Origin of the sequence: Bacillus sp. FSL W8-0920 (assembly GCF_038593215.1) — a bacterium.
Classification (GTDB): Bacteria; Bacillota; Bacilli; order Bacillales; family Bacillaceae; genus Bacillus; species Bacillus pumilus.
The window spans coordinates 2,376,186-2,398,385 of the sequence record NZ_CP151974.1 but is presented as its reverse complement, the minus strand read 5'-3'; the positions used below and the strand labels follow the sequence as shown (position 1 = coordinate 2,398,385).

At 40.5% G+C, this 22,200-nt stretch carries 21 protein-coding genes; 18 read left to right on the top strand and 3 right to left on the bottom strand.

Features of this window, described 5'->3' with window-relative positions:
- Nucleotides 1-78: 78 nt before the first annotated feature.
- The 10 genes from blaBPU (at nucleotide 79) to NSS78_RS12100 (ending at nucleotide 13,235) form a co-directional block, all read left to right on the top strand.
- Nucleotides 79-867 carry a BPU family class D beta-lactamase gene (gene blaBPU, locus NSS78_RS12145; protein ID WP_309216999.1) on the top strand — a complete coding sequence of 263 codons (789 nt, stop codon included), beginning with the start codon at nucleotides 79-81 and terminating at the stop codon, nucleotides 865-867.
- Nucleotides 868-1,034: 167 nt separating this feature from the next.
- Nucleotides 1,035-8,069: a DNRLRE domain-containing protein gene (locus tag NSS78_RS12140; protein ID WP_212046144.1), complete on the top strand. Its 7,035-nt coding sequence runs from the start codon at nucleotides 1,035-1,037 to the stop codon at nucleotides 8,067-8,069.
- 3 nt (nucleotides 8,070-8,072) lie between these two features.
- A complete protein-coding gene (locus NSS78_RS12135) occupies nucleotides 8,073-8,315 on the top strand; it encodes a DNA-binding protein (RefSeq protein ID WP_050943707.1) in 243 nt (80 codons plus the stop codon).
- 579 nt (nucleotides 8,316-8,894) lie between these two features.
- Nucleotides 8,895-9,242, top strand: coding sequence for a YxiJ family protein (locus NSS78_RS12130; protein ID WP_050943708.1), 348 nt, complete (start codon nucleotides 8,895-8,897; stop codon nucleotides 9,240-9,242).
- A gap of 18 nt (nucleotides 9,243-9,260) precedes the next feature.
- Complete coding sequence (locus NSS78_RS12125; protein ID WP_050943709.1) at nucleotides 9,261-9,638, top strand: hypothetical protein; 378 nt, start codon at nucleotides 9,261-9,263, stop codon at nucleotides 9,636-9,638.
- A 53-nt stretch (nucleotides 9,639-9,691) separates the two neighbouring features.
- Nucleotides 9,692-10,561, top strand: coding sequence for an alpha/beta hydrolase (locus tag NSS78_RS12120; RefSeq protein ID WP_212046143.1), 870 nt, complete (start codon nucleotides 9,692-9,694; stop codon nucleotides 10,559-10,561).
- A gap of 75 nt (nucleotides 10,562-10,636) precedes the next feature.
- Nucleotides 10,637-10,993, top strand: a complete 357-nt coding sequence (locus NSS78_RS12115; protein ID WP_065098474.1) for a winged helix-turn-helix transcriptional regulator — start codon at nucleotides 10,637-10,639, stop codon at nucleotides 10,991-10,993.
- Between the two features lie 189 nt (nucleotides 10,994-11,182).
- Nucleotides 11,183-11,815, top strand: a complete 633-nt coding sequence (gene hxlA, locus NSS78_RS12110; protein WP_003216301.1) for a 3-hexulose-6-phosphate synthase — start codon at nucleotides 11,183-11,185, stop codon at nucleotides 11,813-11,815.
- Nucleotides 11,812-12,369, top strand: a complete 558-nt coding sequence (hxlB, locus tag NSS78_RS12105) for a 6-phospho-3-hexuloisomerase (RefSeq protein WP_212046142.1) — start codon at nucleotides 11,812-11,814, stop codon at nucleotides 12,367-12,369. The genes hxlA and hxlB overlap by 4 nt, the downstream gene beginning before the upstream one ends.
- A gap of 140 nt (nucleotides 12,370-12,509) precedes the next feature.
- A complete protein-coding gene (locus NSS78_RS12100) occupies nucleotides 12,510-13,235 on the top strand; it encodes a DsbA family oxidoreductase (protein WP_137054950.1) in 726 nt (241 codons plus the stop codon).
- Between the two features lie 33 nt (nucleotides 13,236-13,268).
- On the opposite strand, the gene NSS78_RS12095 is transcribed toward NSS78_RS12100, so the two are convergent.
- Nucleotides 13,269-14,369 carry a GntR family transcriptional regulator gene (locus NSS78_RS12095; RefSeq protein WP_003216759.1) on the bottom strand — a complete coding sequence of 367 codons (1,101 nt, stop codon included), beginning with the start codon at nucleotides 14,367-14,369 and terminating at the stop codon, nucleotides 13,269-13,271.
- A 273-nt stretch (nucleotides 14,370-14,642) separates the two neighbouring features.
- On the opposite strand from NSS78_RS12095, the gene NSS78_RS12090 reads away from it, so the two are divergent.
- The 4 genes from NSS78_RS12090 to NSS78_RS12075 all read left to right on the top strand — a co-directional run bounded on the left by NSS78_RS12090 (nucleotide 14,643) and on the right by NSS78_RS12075 (nucleotide 19,827).
- Nucleotides 14,643-16,268 carry an FGGY-family carbohydrate kinase gene (locus NSS78_RS12090; RefSeq protein ID WP_327839427.1) on the top strand — a complete coding sequence of 542 codons (1,626 nt, stop codon included), beginning with the start codon at nucleotides 14,643-14,645 and terminating at the stop codon, nucleotides 16,266-16,268.
- Nucleotides 16,262-16,966: an L-ribulose-5-phosphate 4-epimerase gene (locus NSS78_RS12085; protein WP_106029116.1), complete on the top strand. Its 705-nt coding sequence runs from the start codon at nucleotides 16,262-16,264 to the stop codon at nucleotides 16,964-16,966. Before NSS78_RS12090 ends, NSS78_RS12085 begins: the two co-directional genes overlap by 7 nt.
- Nucleotides 16,967-16,983: 17 nt before the next feature.
- Nucleotides 16,984-18,405 (top strand): L-arabinose isomerase, encoded by a 1,422-nt coding sequence (araA, locus tag NSS78_RS12080; protein ID WP_106029117.1) that lies wholly within the window; start codon nucleotides 16,984-16,986, stop codon nucleotides 18,403-18,405.
- A gap of 81 nt (nucleotides 18,406-18,486) precedes the next feature.
- The gene (locus NSS78_RS12075) at nucleotides 18,487-19,827 is read left to right on the top strand and encodes a sugar porter family MFS transporter (protein WP_050943716.1); all 1,341 of its coding nucleotides are present in this window, start codon (nucleotides 18,487-18,489) and stop codon (nucleotides 19,825-19,827) included.
- A gap of 35 nt (nucleotides 19,828-19,862) precedes the next feature.
- Here the strand turns inward: NSS78_RS12075 and NSS78_RS12070 are convergent, their stop codons facing one another.
- Together NSS78_RS12070 and NSS78_RS12065 are read right to left on the bottom strand one after the other, a co-directional pair.
- Nucleotides 19,863-20,075: a hypothetical protein gene (locus NSS78_RS12070; RefSeq protein WP_003216677.1), complete on the bottom strand. Its 213-nt coding sequence runs from the start codon at nucleotides 20,073-20,075 to the stop codon at nucleotides 19,863-19,865.
- 35 nt (nucleotides 20,076-20,110) lie between these two features.
- Nucleotides 20,111-20,428 (bottom strand): hypothetical protein, encoded by a 318-nt coding sequence (locus NSS78_RS12065; protein ID WP_050943717.1) that lies wholly within the window; start codon nucleotides 20,426-20,428, stop codon nucleotides 20,111-20,113.
- A gap of 178 nt (nucleotides 20,429-20,606) precedes the next feature.
- On the opposite strand from NSS78_RS12065, the gene NSS78_RS12060 reads away from it, so the two are divergent.
- From NSS78_RS12060 to NSS78_RS12045, 4 genes are all read left to right on the top strand, one after another.
- Nucleotides 20,607-20,900 carry a CotD family spore coat protein gene (locus NSS78_RS12060; RefSeq protein ID WP_003216648.1) on the top strand — a complete coding sequence of 98 codons (294 nt, stop codon included), beginning with the start codon at nucleotides 20,607-20,609 and terminating at the stop codon, nucleotides 20,898-20,900.
- Between the two features lie 18 nt (nucleotides 20,901-20,918).
- Nucleotides 20,919-21,086 carry a hypothetical protein gene (locus NSS78_RS12055; RefSeq protein WP_253622411.1) on the top strand — a complete coding sequence of 56 codons (168 nt, stop codon included), beginning with the start codon at nucleotides 20,919-20,921 and terminating at the stop codon, nucleotides 21,084-21,086.
- 107 nt (nucleotides 21,087-21,193) lie between these two features.
- On the top strand, nucleotides 21,194-21,499 hold the full coding sequence (locus tag NSS78_RS12050; RefSeq protein WP_327839426.1) for a GNAT family N-acetyltransferase: 306 nt from the start codon (nucleotides 21,194-21,196) through the stop codon (nucleotides 21,497-21,499).
- A gap of 31 nt (nucleotides 21,500-21,530) precedes the next feature.
- Nucleotides 21,531-22,070 carry a delta-aminolevulinic acid dehydratase gene (locus NSS78_RS12045; RefSeq protein ID WP_268459559.1) on the top strand — a complete coding sequence of 180 codons (540 nt, stop codon included), beginning with the start codon at nucleotides 21,531-21,533 and terminating at the stop codon, nucleotides 22,068-22,070.
- The last annotated feature ends 130 nt before the right edge of the window (nucleotides 22,071-22,200 follow it).

Genomic DNA, 22,200 nt, shown 5'->3' with positions numbered 1-22,200 from the left:
AAGAGAACAAGCGTACCTTATGTCCCATCGCTTAAACATGTTACAATCATGGCAATCATGGGAAAAGGAGCGGTTGACTTGAAGAAAAAGTATATAAAATGGCTGTTTTCTAGCATCATGCTGATGGCACTTTGTATCAGCCAGCCTTCATCAACTGAAGCAAGATCACCAGCGTGGTCAGTAGATGAATTCTTTAAAAATCGGGAAGGCACGTTTGTGATTCAAGAAGTAAAAGAAAAGTCTCCTTGGGTGTATAACAAAAATAGAACGAAAGAGCGCTTTGCACCTCAATCGACATTTAAGGTAGCAAATGCTTTAATCGGACTCCAAACGGGCGCAGTGAGAGATGAATACGACATCAAATATTGGGATGGCGTAAAAAGAGAGATTGACAGCTGGAATAGGGATCATACATTAGGATCTGGCATGAGAGATTCAGTCGTCTGGTACTATCAAGCCATGGCACGTGACATTGGAGAAGAACGTATGAATCATTGGGTGAAAGCCATTCATTATGGGAACAAAGACATATCTGGCGGAATCGATCAATTTTGGTTAAGCAGTACCCTGCGAATTTCTCCTATCGAACAAGTTCGTTTCCTCAAACAGCTATATGAAGAGACTCTTCCATTTGACCTAAAGAACATGAGAACAGTTAAACGAATGATGGTACAAGAAGAAGAGAAACACGCCAACCTATACGGAAAAACAGGCTCTGGATCAGGTATCGGCTGGTACGTAGGCTTCATCAAACATGAAAATAAAACCTACATTTTCGCCACAAATATCGAAGGCACCGGCATAGAAGCAAAAGACATCACCTATCGCATTTTGAAAAAATATCATTTGATTGAAGCATCCGTTTAGGGTGCTTTTTTTATGTGAAAAAGGGGATTTATTGATAAGTTGATGATATATGGTTTAGTTTGAAAGAATGATATATTTATTGAAATATATTGAAGTATCATTTCAAATGTATTATTATATATGGCGTAATGTTACAAATGTTACAAATGTATGATAAGGAGATTAATATGAATCTAAAAAGAAAAGTAAATTGGAAAAAGAATATTGCAGCACTACTATCGTTTGTGATGCTTTTATCAATGTTTCCTTCTGATATTTTTGCAGAAGAACATGACGAAAATACAAAACCAAGTCATAACAGCTTAGAAGAATTAGATAATTCAAAAGCCCTAGAAATGGCAGGTATTGACGAAGATGAAATTGGAAAAGACGGAGAAATTCTTTCAGAAAGAACAGAAAACAGCAAGCTTTTTTATGAAGGAGAGGGTGTATTTACACAAGAGGTATATCCTGATCCAATTCATATAAAAGAGACCCCAGATGCTGAGTGGGAGGATATCTCTCCTGAATTAAAGACGAGCTCGAAAAAAGAAATAGAAACAGAAAATGCAAGATTAGAATCAACTTTTCAAAAGCAAATGAAACAAGGGCTATATGCCACATTTGAACACAAGAAGCATCAAATTGAATTTTCAATTTTAAAAGCTTCAGGGAAAAATAAATCAGAAATCGATTCCAAAGATTCATCTGCACAATTTAAAGAGAACACCAACGAGCTTACATATGAAGAGGTATTTCCAAATATAGATTTACGTTCATTTACCTTTAATGAAAATATCAAAGAAGATATTGTACTCAATCGATATGATGGCTACAATTCATTTACATTTAAAATAAAGACTGATCTAACTGGGGAAATCGAGGAAGACGGTTCTATCACATTTTATGATCAGAAGAAACGGACCATTTTTCAAGTCCCAAAACCGTTTATGACTGATTCTAATTTAGATGAAAAGTCAGGTGAAGTGGCTCGCTCAGAAGATGTGAGCTTTAAATTAGAAAAAGAAGATGATGGCTATTTACTTCGTGTGACAGCAGATGAAAAATGGCTAAAAGATCCTGAACGAGTTTATCCTGTGTCTATCGATCCTTCGACTTCTTTATCTGTGTCAGCAGACACATTTATCATGAGTAAATACCCAACAACAAATTATTCATCCTCTACGCAAAAATGGGATGCTAAACTTAAAAGTTATGTACTGAAAACAGGTTATTATGATAAAACAACTGGTACAAACTATGCGTTTATGAAGTTTAATTCATTCAAGCCGATTCAAAATATGAATGTAACGAAAGCGACGCTCAAAACGTATGTTGCTCATTCATATTACGGGACGAAGGCTACTGGTCTTTGGCTGGATACAGTGAATGCCAACTATGATCATACAAAACTAACATGGAATAATAAACCAAGCTCCAAAAATATCGGCAAAGCCAATGTATATAAAGGACAATGGGCGAGCTATGATGTGACATCGACCATCAAAGCTTGGAATAGCGGAACAGCTAACTATGGATTTAAATTACATGCAAATGGAAATGGGCAAGACCATTGGAAAAAAATAATCTCATCAACAAACTCTACCAATAAACCAGTCATTGAAGTAACGTATACCATTCCGCAGGCAAATGCACCAACTGTAAAAGGTTTTAGTAATGGAAATGGGACAGGCTACTTCAATTTAAGTTGGAAAAAGGTGTCTGGCGCAAAAGGCTACAAAGTATGGCTGTACAACGGAAAAGAGTATGAAGCCATTTCAGTTGGAAATGTGGCATCATGGAGTACAAAAGGAAAGAATATATGGCCGACAGCAAGCGAGATTGCAGCAAAAAAATACAAACTCCATTTAGATGGAAAAGGCGGGACTGAATTAGCAGTTGATCCTTCCCCGGTTTACAAAAACTCAGGCGGCAATTATGCGGCAAGTAAAAATTATTGGGTAGCTGTAAGTGCGATTTTTGACCAAGGTGAAGGCGCAATGTCCGCAAAAGTAAAACCTGTCGTGCCGAATGTGGCTAGAGCGAAAGCACCTAGTACAAAAGGATTCAATAATAATAACGCAACAGGTTACTTTGATCTTTCTTGGAATTCAGTATCCGGTGCGACCGGTTATAAAATACAAATGTTTAATGGGAAAAGCTATGAGACATTGGATCTTGGGAATCAAACATCATGGTCAACAAAAGGGAAAAAAGTATGGCCGACAGCTGCTGAGATTAAAGTAGGTAAATATGCATTGCACCTCCAAGATGGAAAAGGTGCTGAGCTTCCAATTCATCCTGGTGCGACTTACAAAAATGCTGGAGGAGATGGGGCTCAAAAACATTATTCCTTCAGAGTGATTGCCTATAATAAAGATGGAGAAGCCATTGCTTCACCGCCAGCTGGACCAACTTTACCTGATTTATCTAGACCGAAAGCTTTATCTGGATATGCTTATACCAATACAAAAGAGAGCCAAACAGGTTATATCAATTTACATTGGGACAAAGTGAAAAATGCAAAAGGGTATAAAATTAACATCTATAATGGTAAGGCATATCAAACATTTGATGTTGGTGATGTCGATCATTGGACTACACAAAACAAGAACATTTGGCCGACTCCTACTGAAGTTAAAAGTGGGAAATATGTGCTTCATACAGATGGAAAGGGCGGAGAATTAGCGCTAGACCCATCACCAGTATATGAAAATGCGAATGGAAATTATAAAGGACGCAAGAACTACTCCTTTACTCTTTCCGCCTACGATGCAAATGGAGAAACCATTCCGACACCAGCCTTTAACCCGACATTCCATGAAGGGGCTGAATTCCTTGGAACAGAGGATTACTGGTCGATTATTGATATACCAGACGGCCAGCTAAATGGTGCGACTGGTAATGTGATTGTCAGTGAAGAAGAAATGTCGATTGATGGAAGAGGACCGGGACTTGGAATTGGTCGCACATACAATAGTTTAGATGCAGCTGACCACCTGTTTGGTCAAGGGTGGTACGCAGATGTAGAAACGAGTATCACGCCAACAAAAGAAGGTGCCATCTATCTTGATGAAGATGCCACAACTCATGTTTTTACAAAAAAAACAGATGGTACGTATCAACCACCAACAGGTATTTTCCTTGAATTAACGGAATCAAAAGATGAATACATGTTAAAAACGAAGGATCAAACCTTTGCACACTTTAGTAAAAATGGTGGGAAAATCACCAAGGTTGTAGATGGACATAAAAATACAACGACATACAAATATAACGAAAACAATCAGCTCACATCAATAGAAGATGCATCTGGCCGAAAAATAACAATGGAATATGATGAAGATGGTCATATCATCTCGGTTCAAGGACCAAAAGGAAAAAAGCTTTCATATGAGTATGATGCAGGCTTCCTAATGAAAATCATTGATTCAGATGGAACGAGCATCTCGTATGAATACGACAAAGATGGCAAACTGATTAAACAATTCTCTCAAAACAGCACAGAAGATCAGCCTGTTTTTACAGAATACCAATATGAAAATCATCGTTTAGTCAAGGCAATCAATGCAAAAAAAGAAACCTTTGAGTACGCATATGATTTATCTAAAAAGACACTCATGCTGACGCAGCCAAACGGTCGGAAAATACAGTATACGTATAACGAAGCAGCCAATCCAATTCAAGTTGTAGATGATGCGGAAGGGCTTAAAATTACCACTAAAACGAAATATGAAGGCAACCAAATCGTAGAAGAAACTGACCCAAATGATGTAGAAAAAGGAAAAGCTACAGAAAGCTATTCGTATGACAAAAATGGCAACGTCATTCAGGCGAAAGATGCTTATGGCACAGAAACCTACGAGTATAACAAAAACAATGATGTCACTAAAGTGAAAGATACAGAAGGAGATATCACAGATATCGCCTATGATGGATTAGATGCTGTATCTGAGACAGATCAAAGTGGAAATATGTCTTCAGCAAGTATTTATGATTCTTACGGGAATTTGGTACAAACGAGTAAAGAACTTGCTTCAGGTGCGAGTATATTAAAAAATAGCAGTTTTGAAGATACGCTAACTGGCTGGAAGCTTACCTCATCTAAGGATGACGGGAAACTAGCACAAACAGCTGGGAAAAGTGGTGCTTTATCTGGCGGCCGAGTATTAGAGATCAGTTCACAATCGACAACTGAAGGAACAGAACTTGGCTATTCTTCTGCTACTCAAGAAGTAATACTAGAGCCAAATACGACGTATACACTTAGTGGAAAAATAAAGACAGAGCTAACGAAAGCAAGAGCATTTTTTAACATCGATTTAAGAGATACAAATAACAAACGAATTCAATGGATCAGCAACGGCTACAGCACATTATCAGGCAAAAACGATTGGACAAAACGCCAAGTCACGTTTACGACGCCATCTCATGCAGGCAAAGCTGTAATCTATATGGAAGTGGATCATCGAGATAAGGCTGGAAAAGGAAAAGCCTGGTTCGATGAGATTCAGCTAGAAAAAGGAGAAGTTTCATCAAGTTATAATCCAGTCAAAAATAATTCCTTTACGGATAAAACAACAAGCTGGAGCGGAACAGGTGGTTCATTAGATAATGAAGAAGGCTTTAACGATGACGTTTCGTTAAAAATGACAAGAACCTCTACAACTCAAGCAAATGCCATCTATAAACAATCTGTACCGATTGAACAAAGTGTGAATGATCAATCTGTGTATGTCACATTGACTGGGATGTCTAAGGCTGAAAATGTCAAAGCCTCAATTGAGAATGATTACTCACTTCAAGCGTCCGTTACATATACAGATGGCACAACAGGAACGTTTAATGCGAAATTCCCAACCGGTACACAAGAGTGGAACCGAGCGGCGGTTGTCATACCAAAAACAAAACCTTTGAAAAAAGTCGACGTTCAGATTGTTTTCCAAAAAAGCGCGACTGGAACGGCTTGGTTTGATGATATCCGTCTAGTAGAAGGTAGTCTGTTAACGAAAACCACTTACGATGAGAAAGGGAACTATGCTGTTAAAGAAGAGGATGAACTTGGTTACTCATCTCAATCTGCCTACGACGAAACGGGCAAAAAGCTTTCTGAAACAGATGCGAAAGGCGAAAAAACAACATTCGAATATGACCAGGCTGATCAGCTGAAGAAAATCACTTTATCTAACGGGACATCCATTGTGAGAACGTATGATAAAGAGGGCAATGAACAGTCGAAAACGATTCGTGCAGAGTCAGATCAGACGTATCAATTTGAATACGACCTGATGGGCAAATTGACGAAAACCATTGATCCTTTAGGAAATGTGTTAAAAAGTGAATATGATGCGAATAGCAACTTAATCAAAACCATTTCTGCTAATGGACATGAAGTGTCTCTCACGTATGATGGAACAGACCGAGTGAAATCAAAGTCGTATAATGGAACAGAAAAATATCACTTTAGCTATGATAAAAACGGAAACGAAACAACGGTTGTCAACAAAGAACAAAACACAACCAAAAATCGCACGTTTGACCAACAAAATCGCATCACAAAGTTAACAGAGCGTGGCAGCAGCCAAACTTGGACGTATCCAGCCGATTCAGATAAACTGAAATCCTTTGAGTGGACACACGGAAATCAAAAAGGGAAGAACCAATTTAGTTACAATAAGCTTGATCAAATGACGCAGATGAAGGATTCGAGTTCTACGTATTCGTTTGATTATGATGAAAATGGAAATGTTCAGTCCTTTATTACAGGTAACGGCAGTGGTGCTAGCTTTGCTTATGATGAGCGCAACTTAATCAATGATTTGCACATTGGAACAAGCCAAGGCACGACGATCTTAAACGAAGCTTACGAATATGGTCAAAATGGAAACAGAATAACGGTTGATCAAGGAAGCAACGGGAAGATTCGTTATGAATATGGAAAATTAGATCAATTGATCAAAGAAAGTCATCCAGATGGCACGGTCATTGAGTACACATATGATGGGTTTGGAAACAGAAAAACAGTTACGACTGAAAAAAATGGCACTAAAAAAACAATCAACGCATCATTCAACATCATGAACCAACTGACAAAGGTAAATGATGAGACTTTAACTTATGACAAAAATGGCAACCGAACGTCTGACGGACAATTCCTTTATGAATGGGATGCAGAAGATAACATAACGGCCATCACGAAAAAAGGCGAAGACAAGCCATTTGTCACTTACAAATATGATGAGCGTGGATACAGAATTCAAAAAACAGTGAATGGAAAAGTCACCAATTACTTTTATGACGGCGACAGCCTGAATGTTTTATACGAAACAGATGGAGACAACGAAGTCACAAAAGCATACACATACGGTGACAGTGGACAACTCCTTGCATTCACGCAAAATGGAAACAAATATTTCTATCACTACAATGCACACGGTGATGTCATGGCCATCACAAATAGTGCAGGAAAAATCGTTGCTGAGTACGAATACGATACATGGGGCGTTCCAACAAAGGTAAAAGAAGATGAAGAAGTAAAAGGCAACCCATATCGCTATGCTGGTTACCGCTTCGACGAAGAAACAGGACTGTACTATTTAATCGCACGCTACTATGAACCAAGAAACGGCGTATTCCTATCACTTGACCCAGATCCAGGAAGCGATGGAGATTCACTAGATCAAAACGGATATACCTATGGAAACAACAACCCAGTCATGAATGTAGACCCAGACGGCCATTGGGTATGGTTTGTTGTCAATGCAGGATTTGCAGTATATGATGGATACAAAGCTTATAAATCGGGCAAGGGCTGGAAAGGCGCAGCTTTAGCAGCAGCATCGAATTTTGGACCTGGGAAGGTATTCAAGGTGTTAAAAGTAGTAAAGCGTGCTAAACGATCTTCAAATATTGCCCACAATGCTGCTAGGCATAGCAAATTAAAAGAACATTATAAGCAATCACAAAAATATGGCAAGGCAAAAGTTAGGCATTTATCTGGGGGACGTTACCGTTACTATGGCCACGTAACACCGGCTAAGAAAAAAGGGGAAATGGCGGGCAGAAGAGTAGTAAGAGAATGGAATTATAAAACAGGAAAAAAGAGAACATGGCATGAAACTATTGATCATCGTGGTAAAGTAAGACAAGTAAGACCACAAAATGGTAAAGTTAAAGTGCATTACCGCTTTAACAGTAAAGGTCAGTATATAGGGAAGTGGTAATTTATGGTCGAACCAGAAATGATAGACTGTATAAATAAAATACAAAAAGTCTTAAATGGGACTATGACTAGAGAAGAAGTTTCTGATTGGGCTGAGATTTATGTTAGTGCAGATGATCCTGAAGTCGATGATGAAAAAGTTTGGGATATGCTGATTCTTCTAAGTGGAATTGATTTGAAAGATGCTCCCAATTCCTATTTCCACACAGAAGAGGATTTGGAAGAATGGATAAGAAAATATAAATAGCTTTAGTAGAAATGTGCCTTTTAGTATGTTATTCACTATAAGGCGCATTTTTTGTTATTTATTTGTTGCCCAAATTTTAAACATGAGAAGATATGCCAAAAGGGTATATAGTTTTATGAAACCTTATAAACTTTTACGAAAGTTAAAGTAAGTGTATTGTTATAGAGGTAATACAAAAGAAGTCCAAGAATTAAAAATTATTCTACAAATATAAGTAAAAAGTAATTCAAGAGAATAATTGAAAATAAAATAATCAAAATTACAAAATGTCACTCATCATGAAATACGATTTATAAATGTGGTAAGGTAATTCTAGATTTGAAGAATTAATAACAGAAGGGGTAAAATAGAAAATTTTAAATCTGTCTTTCATCTTTATGTTACAGGGAACTTGAACAATGAACTACTTGAAGAATTTGAAGCAAATGCAAATTTTCTATTTAACATCAATGGGATGTTACTCGCAATAGAATCGAAAAACGTATGTTTCGATTCACAAGAATTTATCTGCAGTGTATAGGAAGATCTCATTAGCGTCTAAATAAGAATTTAAAACAATGAGAGATTGGGGAAAGGTCCATGAAAATCAGCCGTGATAAACAAGATTTATTCGATGATTTAAAACAACGTTATCAATACTTATTAGATTCAGCTTATCCAGATGAAATCGTCTCTTTTGAGGAAGAAACTGGTATATGTTCAGGTGATTTTTATATGTTTTTTTCACTTGTTGCAGGCAGCTTAAGTTATGTGATCGATCATAAACGAATACCGAAAAAACAGTTAAACGTGCTACGTCAGTCATTTGAAGAGCAATATCCCCAAATCAAATCGTATCAACAGATCCTTGAATCGTATCCTTTATTGCATTCCTATGTTCAATACCATGAAGAAACAAGAAAACGAATGATTGCACTTATACAATAACCTTTTAGAGGACAAACGATGACATGGTTTTTAGATAAAAAAATCCAGAAACAAATCCCTGATTTCAATATCAACCATCTAAAGCAAATCAATGAATTTCACTACTTTAAAGAGTATAATGAACATTACGACTTGATCAACTGTATTGTAATGCACATCCCATATGTATCCCCGAATCTACAAGCAGACATTCATCTGAAATTCACCAATGTCGCTTCTGTTCAAATCAAAAATTTGGAGTTAACAAACGATGACCATATTTTATTGGACATTCAGTTTTTGGATAGAGGCTGGGAAAATTTGAATTACTTTGTCGAAGACTTTGAAGAACAGTATTTTTCTTTTTATTGTCAAACGGTACAAGTCATACAAGTCGTATCAAATGAATCGGGCTAGTCTCTTTACATATGTGCGAATCAAGCTTCCCCATCCCAACACAGAAAGGTGCAATGACATTGAATCGAATCATGAAATGGCTCTTATTTGCGGTGGTCATCGCTGGATTATTGGTATGCGCATTCTTTGTGTTCCGTTTAAATCAGCCTAAGCCGACGACAAACATCCATTATGCAGACACACAAAACAAACAGCAAACACTCGATATGTATATGCCAAAGGGAAAAGATGAAGACAAAAAGAAGAAGCATCCAGTCATGATCTATCTCCATGGCGGCGGCTGGACAGGCGGAGATAAGAATAGAGTCGCTTCAAAGGCGGATTATTTTACTGGTCAAGGGTATGTGTTTGTTTCGATGAATTATAGGCTTCACCCTGATGCCAACTATGAGCAGATGGCAGATGATACGGCAAACGCCATTAAATGGGTCAAGGATCATGCAGATGAGTATCTAATTGATTCATCAAAAATCAATGTCATGGGTCACTCAGCGGGCGGTCATTTAACGGCACTGGTAGCCACAGATTCGACTTACTTAAAACGTGTGGGGCTGTCGCCAAAAACGATCAATTCTATCGTGATTTTAGATGGTCCGTTAAACATCAATCAATTTATCCAAGCCATTCCATCGTATAAAAAAGTATTTGGTAAACAGGAGAAGAACTGGACAAAGGCATCACCTGTCACTTATATGAATCAAGCGAATGTACCGCCTGTTTATTTGGTCACGGGGTGGGAAAATCCTGAGGTGTATCGATTTGCAGAAAAACTGAACCATGATAAAGGTTCTAAGTTTGTGTTTCGGGTCCATTCGCTGAGCCACAGTGATTTAAATAAATGGTTTGGATCAGACAGAGCGCCAAAAGAAGCGCAAAAAATGACAGAGTCTGTTATGACATTTGTGAACAAACAAAATCAATAACAAAGACTGTATGCTCGACAATCCATTTTGCCGCAGTATATGATAAAGCGTAAATGGTTTGTACCAAAGGAGTGTATGTTGTTGTCATCACGTATGGAAAATAAAGTGTTCAATTGCGAAAAAGAGCTGACGCTAAATATTATCGGCGGTAAGTGGAAAATGCTGATTTTATGGCACCTGGGCAGAGAAGGGACAAAACGGTTTGGTGAGCTAAAGTCGTTAATGCCTGGGATTACGCAAAGAATGCTTGTCAATCAGCTAAGAGAATTAGAGGAAGATCACATTGTGCATCGGGAGGTTTATCCTGTCGTTCCGCCAAAGGTTGAGTATTCTCTGACAGAACTAGGAGAAAGCTTAATGCCGATTTTAGAATCGATGTATGATTGGGGAAAACAGTATCTCGACAGCAATTTTTTAAAGGATGATAAATAGTAATACATGCAAAAGATACTGGTCGAAAGACAGTATCTTTTTTGTAACCATATGCGAAAAAGTATAGTATGTAAAAAAAAAGTGCGTACTTGGATTGCTTCCATCCAGTTGTTATACTCATTTCATCGTTCAAGAAGCCCTATTCACGGAGCTCTTGAAGATGAGATGAAAAAACGGGAGTGAACGTTCATGAAATTACAATTAGCGTTAGATTTAGTGAATATACCAGAAGCGATTGAGCTGATCAAAGAAGTAGAAGGATCTATTGATGTAGTCGAAATTGGAACACCTGTTGTGATCAACGAAGGCTTGCGTGCCGTCAAAGAAGTCAAACAGGCATTTCCAAACTTACGTGTACTCGCTGATCTGAAAATTATGGATGCGGCCGGCTATGAAGTGCAGCAGGCATCCGAAGCTGGAGCAGATATCGTGACCATTCTTGCAGCGGCAGAAGATATGTCCATTCAAGGAGCGGTGAAAGAAGCGAAAGCAAGAGGGAAACAGATTTTAGTTGATATGATTGGTATCAAAGATATCGCTGGCCGGGCAAAAGAGCTGGATGAGCTAGGAGTCGATTATATTTGTGTGCACACAGGCTATGACCTGCAAGCGGTTGGACAAAACTCATTTGCTGACCTGATGACCATTAAACAAGTCGTCAAACAAGCGAAAACAGCCATTGCAGGCGGAATTAAGCTTGATACGTTACCTGAAGTCGTGAAATTAAACCCTGATTTGATCATTGTCGGTGGCGGTATCGCAAGCCAGGATAATAAAGCAGAAGTGGCCGCACAAATGAAGCAGCTGATCGCACAATCATGAAGACCAGTGACTATGTGAAAGCCATTTTGAATGAGCTTTCTGAGCACTCGCCCGCTATTCAAGACGAACAAACGGAGCGACTTGTCTCAAGCATTTTAGCTGCAAGAAAGGTCTTTGTGGCAGGGGCTGGTAGGTCTGGTTTGATGGGAAAATCATTTGCCATGAGACTCTCGCATATTGGCGTCAAGGTCTATGTGATCGGTGAAACCAATACACCTTCCTTTACAGAAGAAGATCTCTTGATTGTGGGGAGCGGATCTGGCCGAACAGAGACTTTGCTTGTCCTTGCAAAAAAGGCGAAAGCAATTGGCGGAAAAGTGGCAGCTTTCACGCTTTCTGCTGAGTCACCTCTAGCTGATCTATCGGATAAAGTCATCTTACTGTCAGGTGCACCAAAGGATCAACAGGAAGGAAGCCATCATACCATTCAGCCAATGGGCTCGCTATTTGAGCAAGCGCTACTTCTGACATACGATGCGGTCATTTTACGTTTAATGGAAATAAAAGAACTCGACACTCATAAAATGTACGGTCACCATGCCAATTTAGAATAGTCATTTTCAAAGCCTTTCCTTTCTTAAAAGGAGAGGCTTTTTCATTCCAATCAAGATCAGAATCTTGACATAACCGATTTGTTGTAACTATAATTGTTACATCGTTAAAGAAAAAGCGTAAACATGGAAGGAAGATGAAGATGAAAGTACAAATCTGGTCAGATATCGCCTGTCCTTTTTGTTATATAGGAAAAAAACAACTAGAAACAGCGCTTGAACAATTCCCTCAAAAGGAACAGGTAGAAATCGAGTTTAAAAGCTTTGAGCTTGATCCACATGCACCTGCTCAGGTCGATTATGATGTCCATGATATGCTCGTTAAAAAATATGGGATGAGCCGCAGCCAGGCCATGGCGATGAATGAGCAGGTGAAGCAGGCCGGCAAAGAGAAAGGAATCGATTTTCAATTTGATCCACTCGTGTTGACAAACACCTTTGATGCCCACCAGCTGGCGCAATATGCTGGTCAAATGGGAAAAGGCGATTTCGTCATGGGAGAGCTGTTTCAAGCATATTTCACAGATGGAAAGCATGTTGGTGATCGTCAAACCCTTTTAGATATTGCAGAAAAAGCAGGTCTTGATTTGCAGGAAGTACAGCAAGTTCTAGGCGGCGAAGAGTTTGCTGATCATGTCCGAAAAGACGAACAAGAAGCGAGACAGCTTGGTATCAATGCTGTTCCGTTTTTCTTGATCAATGGCAAATATTCAGTGGCAGGTGCACAGCCAGCCGATACCTTCCTGCGTGCACTTGAAACGGCTTGGACAGAAGAAGCAGCTCAAGCTGAGAAAGAGGCTGCCAATTCATTTGAAGCAGCATGTGCAGATGGCGTATGCGCAGTGCCTGCCCCTAAAGAAGAGATCTAACCATATAAAAAATGAGCCTTCTCCAAAAAGGGCTCATTTTTTTCTTGCATTCATTTGTTTGATCGTTTCACCTGGAACCAATTCAGGTTCGTAAAAGGTTTGATGAGGGAGATTCTTCTTCCCTTGCACCTTTTTAATCATCCAGTCTGCTGCATCCCGGCCCATTTGCTCCTGAGGGTGCGTCAGTGTTGTCAGCTTCACATGGGCATTTTTCTGGGCAATATACGAATTGTCCTGTCCAATAATGGAAAGGTCCTCTGGAATGGACAGACCGATGTCACTGCATACATTGGCAACTTCTAATCCAACCTCATCGTTATAGCAAACAAGGGCAGTCAGCTCATGCTGATGCTTTAATAAGAAAGTTTTAATATCATCCCCCAAATGCTGCTTCGATTCTGTATCGAAAAAGAGTACGTGCTCAGGCAGGAAATTAAGCTTGGCTTCACCGAGCGCTTGAATATAGCCCTTCATTCGGTACTTTCCCTGTAAATCATCTGTTTTTGAGATCAGGCCGATTTGCTGATGTCCCGAGGTGATCAGCTCTTTTGTGGCTAAATAGCTGGACTTCACATCATCCAAACAGAGAAAAGGGACCTCTAACTGCTCATAATAGGCATTGATCATAATGAGCGGTACATCCTGTTCTTTAAAAGATAGGTAGTACGAGATGTTCGGGTTGTATAAATTGCTTTTCGTCGGCTCGACAATGAGTCCGTCCACACCAAAGGACAGCATCATTTCGAGCGCTTTTTTCTCCTGTTCTACATCATTATTCGTACTCGCCAGTAACAAAGAATAGTTCTCTTCGTTTAATCGGCTTTCAATGCCTCGAATGATGGAAGGGAAAATGTAATCGGATATGTATGTCGTGATAACCCCAATCGTTCTCATATGCGTATGTCCAGCAGGCTTTGTTTGATATTGATTGGTCACAAATGTGCCTGAACCCTTTTCACTTCGCAAAAACCCTTCACTCGACAATTCTAAGATGGCCTTTCGAACCGTATGCCTGCTCACTTGATACATCTCCTGCAGGCTTGATTCAGTTGGAATACGTTCCCCGATCCGGTAATCCCCTGTGAGTATTTTGCTTTTTATATCATCGATAATGATCTGGTACTTCTTTTTCATCGTTTCACTTCTTTCTCAGTTGATCATCTACTCGGATTGAGAAGAAATTGTATGGACATATTTTAACATGGTTGTCGAATCAAAAACAGGCGCTTCCCCTTTCTGTCGTACCTGCTTTAGAAAAGTGCAGGTTTTTGTCATATTGTGTATGTACAACTATATTTATTATTGACATATGTACGTACAAATATTATATTGTGAATGTGCACAGAGAATCAATGAATCTAGAAAACGAAAATTGAAACCGTTATCATTCATGGAGGTGAACGCAGAATGAATCATGAAGAGACGACCAAAGCCTTAAAAGAAGGACGGACATCTTTAGGGATTGAATTTGGTTCAACACGAATTAAAGCCATTTTAATAGATGAAGCGTTTCAGCCAATTGCCCAAGGTGCATTTGAGTGGGAAAGTTCTCTCCAGGAAGGAATTTGGACGTACAACTTAATTGATATCATTACAGGTCTTCAAGTAGCGTACCGAGAGATGAAAGAGCAAGTCGAGCAAAGGTATGGCGTGACCATTCAAACCATTGGCTCAATTGGGGTATCAGCTATGATGCATGGCTATGTGGCATGTGATCATACAGGAGAGGTCCTCGTTCCGTTTCGCACATGGCGGAATGCAACAACCATTGAGGCGAGTCAAAAACTGACGGATGTCTTCCAATTTCATATTCCAGAAAGATGGAGCATTGCCCATTTGTATCAAGCCATATTAGAAGAGGAAAAACACCTTGCCCGTTTAGAATATATAACCACTCTATCAGGATACATTCACTGGCTGTTAACAGGAAAGCAGGCCATTGGCATTGGGGATGCGTCAGGCATGTTCCCAATTGATGAACAAACGAAAGATTACAATGAAGAAATGCTCCATCAATTTGAAGACTTGATCGCAGAAAAAGGCTATCCGTGGAAGCTCCGTCACCTTCTGCCGCGTGTTTATTTAGCAGGCGAGGAGGCTGGCGTGTTAACGGCAGCAGGAGCAGCCATTTTAGATCAAGGCAAACATTTGCGGCCAGGCATTCCATTTTGCCCCCCGGAAGGTGACGCCGGAACGGGCATGGTGGCAACAAACAGTGTAGAAAAACGGACAGGGAACATTTCAGTTGGGACATCTGTTTTTGCCATGATTGTGCTAGAGCAGGAGCTAAAGGGTGTGTATCCAGAAGTGGATATGGTCACAACGCCGGACGGACTGCCAGTCGCAATGGTTCATGCGAACAACTGTACAAGTGACTTAAATGCTTGGATGAATATCTTTAGAGAGGCATTTGACGCACTAGGCGTGCAAGTGTCGTCAGGAAAGGTATACGAAGCCTTATTGCAGCAGGCGTTAGAAGCAGATCGAGATGGCGGCGGGCTCTTAAGCTATGGCTATTATTCTGGTGAAAATATTACAAGACTGCCAGAAGGAAGACCTCTTTTTGTCAGATCAGCTGAAAGCCGCTTTAATCTGGCTAACTTCATGCGTACCCATCTTTTTTCTGCTTTTGGCGCAATGAAAATAGGGATGGACCGTTTAAAAGAACATGAACAGGTTGCGATTGATCGGTTATTAGGGCATGGAGGGTTATTTAAAACACCGCTCGTTGGTCAAAAAATGGTGGCAGCAGCGCTTGATACACCTGTATCAGTCGTTTCTACTGCGGGAGAAGGCGGTGCGTTTGGAATGGCTGTCCTCGCTTCCTATATGGTCCATCATCAAAAGCAAACATTGGCTGAATTTCTCACGCATCAAGTGTTTGCCCATACATCAGAAGAACTGATAGAACCCGATCCACTTGATGTCAAAGGCTTTGGCGAATTTTTAAAGCGCTATCAAGACGGCCTTCCGATTGAAGAGGCGGCAGTATCACATCTGATGCCAAAGAAAGGAGTGACAACCGTATGCTAGAACGCTTAAAAGAAGAAGTATACGAAGCCAATTTAGATTTACCGAAATATGGACTTGTGAAATTCACATGGGGCAATGTCAGTGCGTGTGATCGTGACAGCGGTCTATTCGTTATTAAGCCTAGCGGTATAGCGTATGACCAATTATCAGCTAAAGACATGGTTGTGGTCGACTTTGACGGTGAAGTAGTGGAAGGGGAATACAGCCCTTCATCAGATACAGCAACACATGCTGTTCTTTACAAACACTTTGAAGAAATTGGCGGTATTTCACATAGCCATTCCATGTGGGCAACCGTTTGGGCGCAGGCAGGTCTCGATTTACAGGCAATGGGCACAACACATGCCGATACATTTTACGGCGCTGTTCCGTGTGCTCGATTTCTGACAGAAGAAGAAGTCAATCGCGGTTATGAGGTAGAAACGGGCCGGCTGATCATCGAAACGTTTGAGAAAAGAAACCTAGATGTGATGGCGGTGCCGGGTGTATTGCTTCAAGGCCACGGCCCATTTACGTGGGGGAAAGATGCAAAAAGTGCGGTCACAAACAGTGTGATTTTAGATGAAGTTGCCAAAATGAATTTGTTCGCAAAGCAATTAAATGAATACGCAGAACCTCTTCCGCAGCGAATTTTAGATAAACATTACTTAAGAAAACACGGCGAACATGCGTATTACGGACAAAAACCTTCAAGATAAAGAAAAGAGGGATTTCTATGTTAACAAGTCAACATAAAGAATGCTGGTTTATTGTCGGATCACAGCATTTATACGGAGATGAAGCACTGCAGAAAGTAAAAGCAGATGCACAAAAAATGACGGATGCCTTAAATGAGAGCGGTTTACTTCCTTATCCAGTGATCTTGCAGGAGCTAGCTGTCAGCGCGGATCAAATCACAAAGCTGATGAAAGAGGTCAATTATCGTGATGAAGTTGTCGGCGTCATGACGTGGATGCATACATTTTCACCGGCAAAAATGTGGATACGCGGGACCAATCTTTTGCAGAAGCCTCTTTTGCATCTTGTCACACAGTATTATGAAAAGATTCCGTGGGACACGATCGACATGGACTATATGAATCTTCATCAATCTGCCCATGGAGACAGAGAATATGGCTATATCAATGCACGTTTAAATAAACAAAACCAAATTGTTGCCGGTCATTGGTCTAAGCCGGATGTGCAGCAGCAAATCGCTGATTGGATGGACGTGGCAGCTGCCTATCATGAAAGCTTTCAGATCAAAGTGGCTAGGTTTGGTGACAACATGCGCCACGTGGCTGTAACAGAAGGTGATAAAATCGAAGCCCAGATTCAGTTAGGGTGGACCGTTGATTACTTTGGCATAGGCGATCTTGTCGAATATGTGAGTGCAGTAGAAGAAGCAGAGGTAGATGCATTATTTGCAGAGTATTTAACGCAATATGATGTGGATTATGGAACGTATTCAGTTGAAGATTGGGAAAAAAGTGTTAAGGTGCAAGCGCGCTATGAAATCGCTATCAAACGCTTTTTAGATGAAGGCGGGTACAATGCCTTTACGACAAACTTTGAAGATTTACATGGAATGAAGCAGCTGCCAGGACTTGCGGTACAGCGGCTAATGGCAAAGGGATATGGCTTTGCGGGGGAAGGCGATTGGAAAACTGCTGCGCTGGACCGGTTATTAAAAGTGATGAGTCATCATCAATCCACTGGTTTTATGGAGGACTACACGTATGAAATGACCTCTGGACAGGAAGCAGTGCTGCAATCTCATATGTTAGAAGTAGATCCAGCGCTCGCCCATACGAAACCTGTCATTGTCGTATCTCCGCTTGGAATCGGAAACAGGGAAGATCCAGCTCGCCTTGTGTTTGATGGAAAAGCAGGGGAAGGTGTTGTCGTTTCTATTGCTGACTTTGGAACTCATTTCAAATGGCTCATACAAGAAGTTGAAGCCTTTGAGCCGGAGGAAGCAGCACCTCATTTACCGGTTGCACGTGTGCTCTGGAAAATCAAGCCGAATTTTCAGGACGGCGTCAAAGCATGGATTAAGCAAGGTGGGGGTCATCATACAGTCGTATCCCTCAATTTAACGGTTGATCAAATTGTTCATTTTGCAAAACTTGTCAATGCAGAATATGTGGTTTTATAGAAGGGTAAAAGGTCTTCTACTGAGTGCAGTAGAAGCACGGGATGAAATGAAAGCGGTTAATTAAGTGAGGGGGTCATCCACTTGGAGAAAAAAGTGTCAAGTAAATTTATTTTCTTTTTCGGATCCTTTGCAGGCATCTTATTCGGATATGATATTGGTATTATTGCAGGGGCAGAAGGACATATTCAGCAAGAATTTCAGCTCAGCCCATTATGGCTTGGAATTGTCGTCTCTTCATTAATGGGCGGGGCGATTATCGGCTCCATTTTAAGCGGTCTGTTAGGGGATAAATTTGGTCGCAGAAAGCTTATTTTGGTCTCATCCGTTATCTTTTTTGTCGGAGCGATCGGATCAGCTATCGCACCAGAAGAGATTTCATTAACCATTGCACGTATCTTTTTAGGAACAGCCGTAGGAACTGCCTCATCTTTGGTGCCGGCATACATGTCTGAAATTGCTCCTGCTAAAATTCGCGGGAAATTGTCTGGGCTCAATCAGCTCATGATCGTGAGCGGACTATTGCTGAGCTATATTGTTGCATTTGTGTTTGAACCTGTTCCAGACAGCTGGCGCTGGATGCTCGGTAGTGCCGCTTTATTTGCCATCGTACTTTATATTGGGATGCTGAAACTTCCTGAATCTCCGAGATATTTAATTAAGCACGGAATGCCTCATAAAGCACGAGAGGTATTAGGATCACTACGCTCTTCTCGTGAAGAAATCGAAGCAGAGATGCAGGAAATTTTAGAAGTCGCAAAAGAAGAACGCTCTGGTATTCGTGAATTGTTCCAAAAGAAATTTAGAATGGCTCTTTTCATAGGGGTTGGGATGGCGACCCTTCAGCAAATACAAGGCGCGAACTCCATAGTGTATTATGCAACGAGTATTGCTCGGAATGTAGGCCTTGCACCTCAGGTTGCCGCAGGTTTTACAGTCATTGTCGGTGTCATTTTTGTCGTCACCACCGTGATCTTTTTACAATTTGTCGACCGGTTCGACCGCCGAACGATTCTCACCGTAGGGGGAACGGGCATGGCCCTTTCTTTCTTTGCACCAGCCGCATTAGGTGCACTTGGTGTGAGTGAAGGGATTTTAAACTGGGTGACATTGATTTCACTTTGCTGCTTTATCTTGTGCTACGCCTTCTCATGGGCACCGATCACGTGGATCATCATCGGCGAAATCTTCCCGCTTTCTGTCAGAGGTATCGGCGCAGGTATTTCATCTGCCTTTAACTGGACGGGATCGTTAGCCGTCGGACTCGTGTTCCCTATCCTGGCAGATAAATTCAGCTTTGGGGTTATTTTCTCCTCATTTGGTGTCATCTGCTTAATCGGACTATTGTTCACCCGCTTTGTACTAGTTGAAACAAAAGGAAGAAGCTTAGAGCAAATCGAAACCGATATGGCAGCACGAGTATAAAGAAAACCCTCTATCCCATGTGGATAGAGGGTTTTTTACTCAAGCGTCTGTTTTAGCTCATCTGGCAATAAATCAATCAATTGATCATAAGAAGATAAATCCAGCACTTCAAGCAGCGCATAATATTTTGCATAAACCTCACTCAGCTGATCAGGATGATTCGTTTCATATCGATTCAAATGCAATTGAGTCAGTTCAAGTGCAATGTCCAGCTTGTTTCGTTCGATTGGTTGTGTCGTATTGATCATATCGTTCACCTCGTGTTTGATGATGAGTGGGAAGGTTATGGGGCGGTACCGCAGCTAACCTTATATTCATTTTTCTCGACCTTTTTCGAATAGCAGACAGAAGGTGTCATCCCTGTTTCACTTTTCCAAGCCTGCCAGTAAACATCATAAAGCTGGCCATACTCAGGATCTTTGTACTTCGTTTTTTTCAAAATAGCAAAATAGCTTTGGTAAGGGTATCCTTCTTGGTAAATTGATTTCCGGATAGCGCCTTTTTCGGTTGAATTTGTGAAGATCATAGGTGATAGCATTGGAAGAGCAATGATGATGACAATAAATGTCATGAATAAAAAGAGTTTATGTTTTGTTTTCATAGATGTCCTTTCTGCGCAATATATCATTTGTATAATATGTTAAAAATGACCTTTTGTAAAGAAAGAGAAAACGAGATGAATAGTGGATTTTTTAAAAAATAGACAAGCATCTAATCACAAATGACGTCTCTTACATACGATAGAGTGTAAGTGAAAGACAAATTGAAGGGGTGTTGAGATGAGCCGGAATCGATTAGATGATTTTTTCTTTGGACCTCGCAGAGGAAACCATGGAGAAGATGAAACGGTTGTTTTCCCCACACGTCAAATTGTCAACACAAGAACGAATGAACAAACCATCAGAAAAATTCATCCAACGCATATCACAAACGTCAATAAAAATATCAAAAGAATTGAAAACTACTATCCTGTCACTGAGTCGACTCATAACGAGTATATCGTGAAAGAATACGATTGCGGCAGTGATATCAAAAACCCTTGCTGCCGTCCAGTGAAACGCTGCAAGTGGTAATGAAGGGGGCATCCTTTTATGGGATGCCTTTTTATTTTCAGAAGAAAAATTTTGATCAAAATCTCCTTTCAAGATAAAATTGGACGTATGAATCATTCTGTTGGGGGCGATGTTCTGAATATTCGATTGTTAATTCCAGATGATGCTGAAGAATATGCCGCGTTGAGACTAGAAGCACTACGATGACATCCAGAGGGCTTTGCGATGAGTTATGAAGAAGAGCAAATCGGTACAATACTTCGGTACAATTGATGTGGACCTTTGGCGCCTTTGATCAAGGGAAGCTTGTGGGCATGGTCACGCTCATCCAAGAAAACTTACAGAAATTAAAGCACCGAGCGAATGTGGCAGCGATGTATGTTACAGCGGGCGCCCGCGGAAAAGGAGTAGGCAAGACCTTGATGACAGAAGTTCTTTCATTCGCCGGAGAACGACACGACATCGAGCAAATGTATTTATCAGTCGTGACGACCAATCACTCAGCCAAACGCCTGTATCGCTCTATTGGATTTGAGTCATACGCGCTTGAAGAAAAAGCACTAAAATGGCCAGATCATACATATGCAGATGAGGAAAAAATGGTTTTATTTTTATCATAGTCTGGAGGAGATAGAAGTGGATCAACAAGCCATGTGCATCACATTAGCAGCAGGACCTAATAGTGAGCTGGAATCTTTTGCACTGCGTGCAGCACTTGAAAACTTCGGCGCGAAAGTCGATATGCATTGGATTGGAAGACCGAATGACCTGATTCATGTGTTATCTGGTAGAAATAGAAGAGAAATAGATTACCTTCTTTTATCGTTTCACGGTGAAGAAGGAGCATTGATCATGCCTGAATTAGGGGAAGATGTATACGAAGATGAGGAGCCTAGAGGCGCTGCTTTTGGAGCGGATGAAATCAAGCAGTATGCTTCATTAAAGGGGATTCACGTCATTTCTACAGGCTGCACACTAGGTGAGAAAAAATTAGCAGATGCCTTCTTAGCAGCAGGTGCCCTGTCCTATATAGCGCCGGATGATTACATTGATGGAGATGCGGCATTTATCTTTGTATTGACTATGCTTTATGAGCGCTTGAACAATACAAAGACGGTCAGAGCGGCTTTTGATCGAGCGAGTTCGATTGATGAAGAAACGAGATTATTTCAACTATATATGCAAAAATAATGATAGGGCTGAGAAATCAAGCCCTTTTTCTATTCCTCTTTTAAAATGTGTCTAAAGTGTGACGATTATGTTTTTTGAAAACTAAATTAGGTTCGCACAAAGTCTATCCTACAAACACACGTCATCAAGG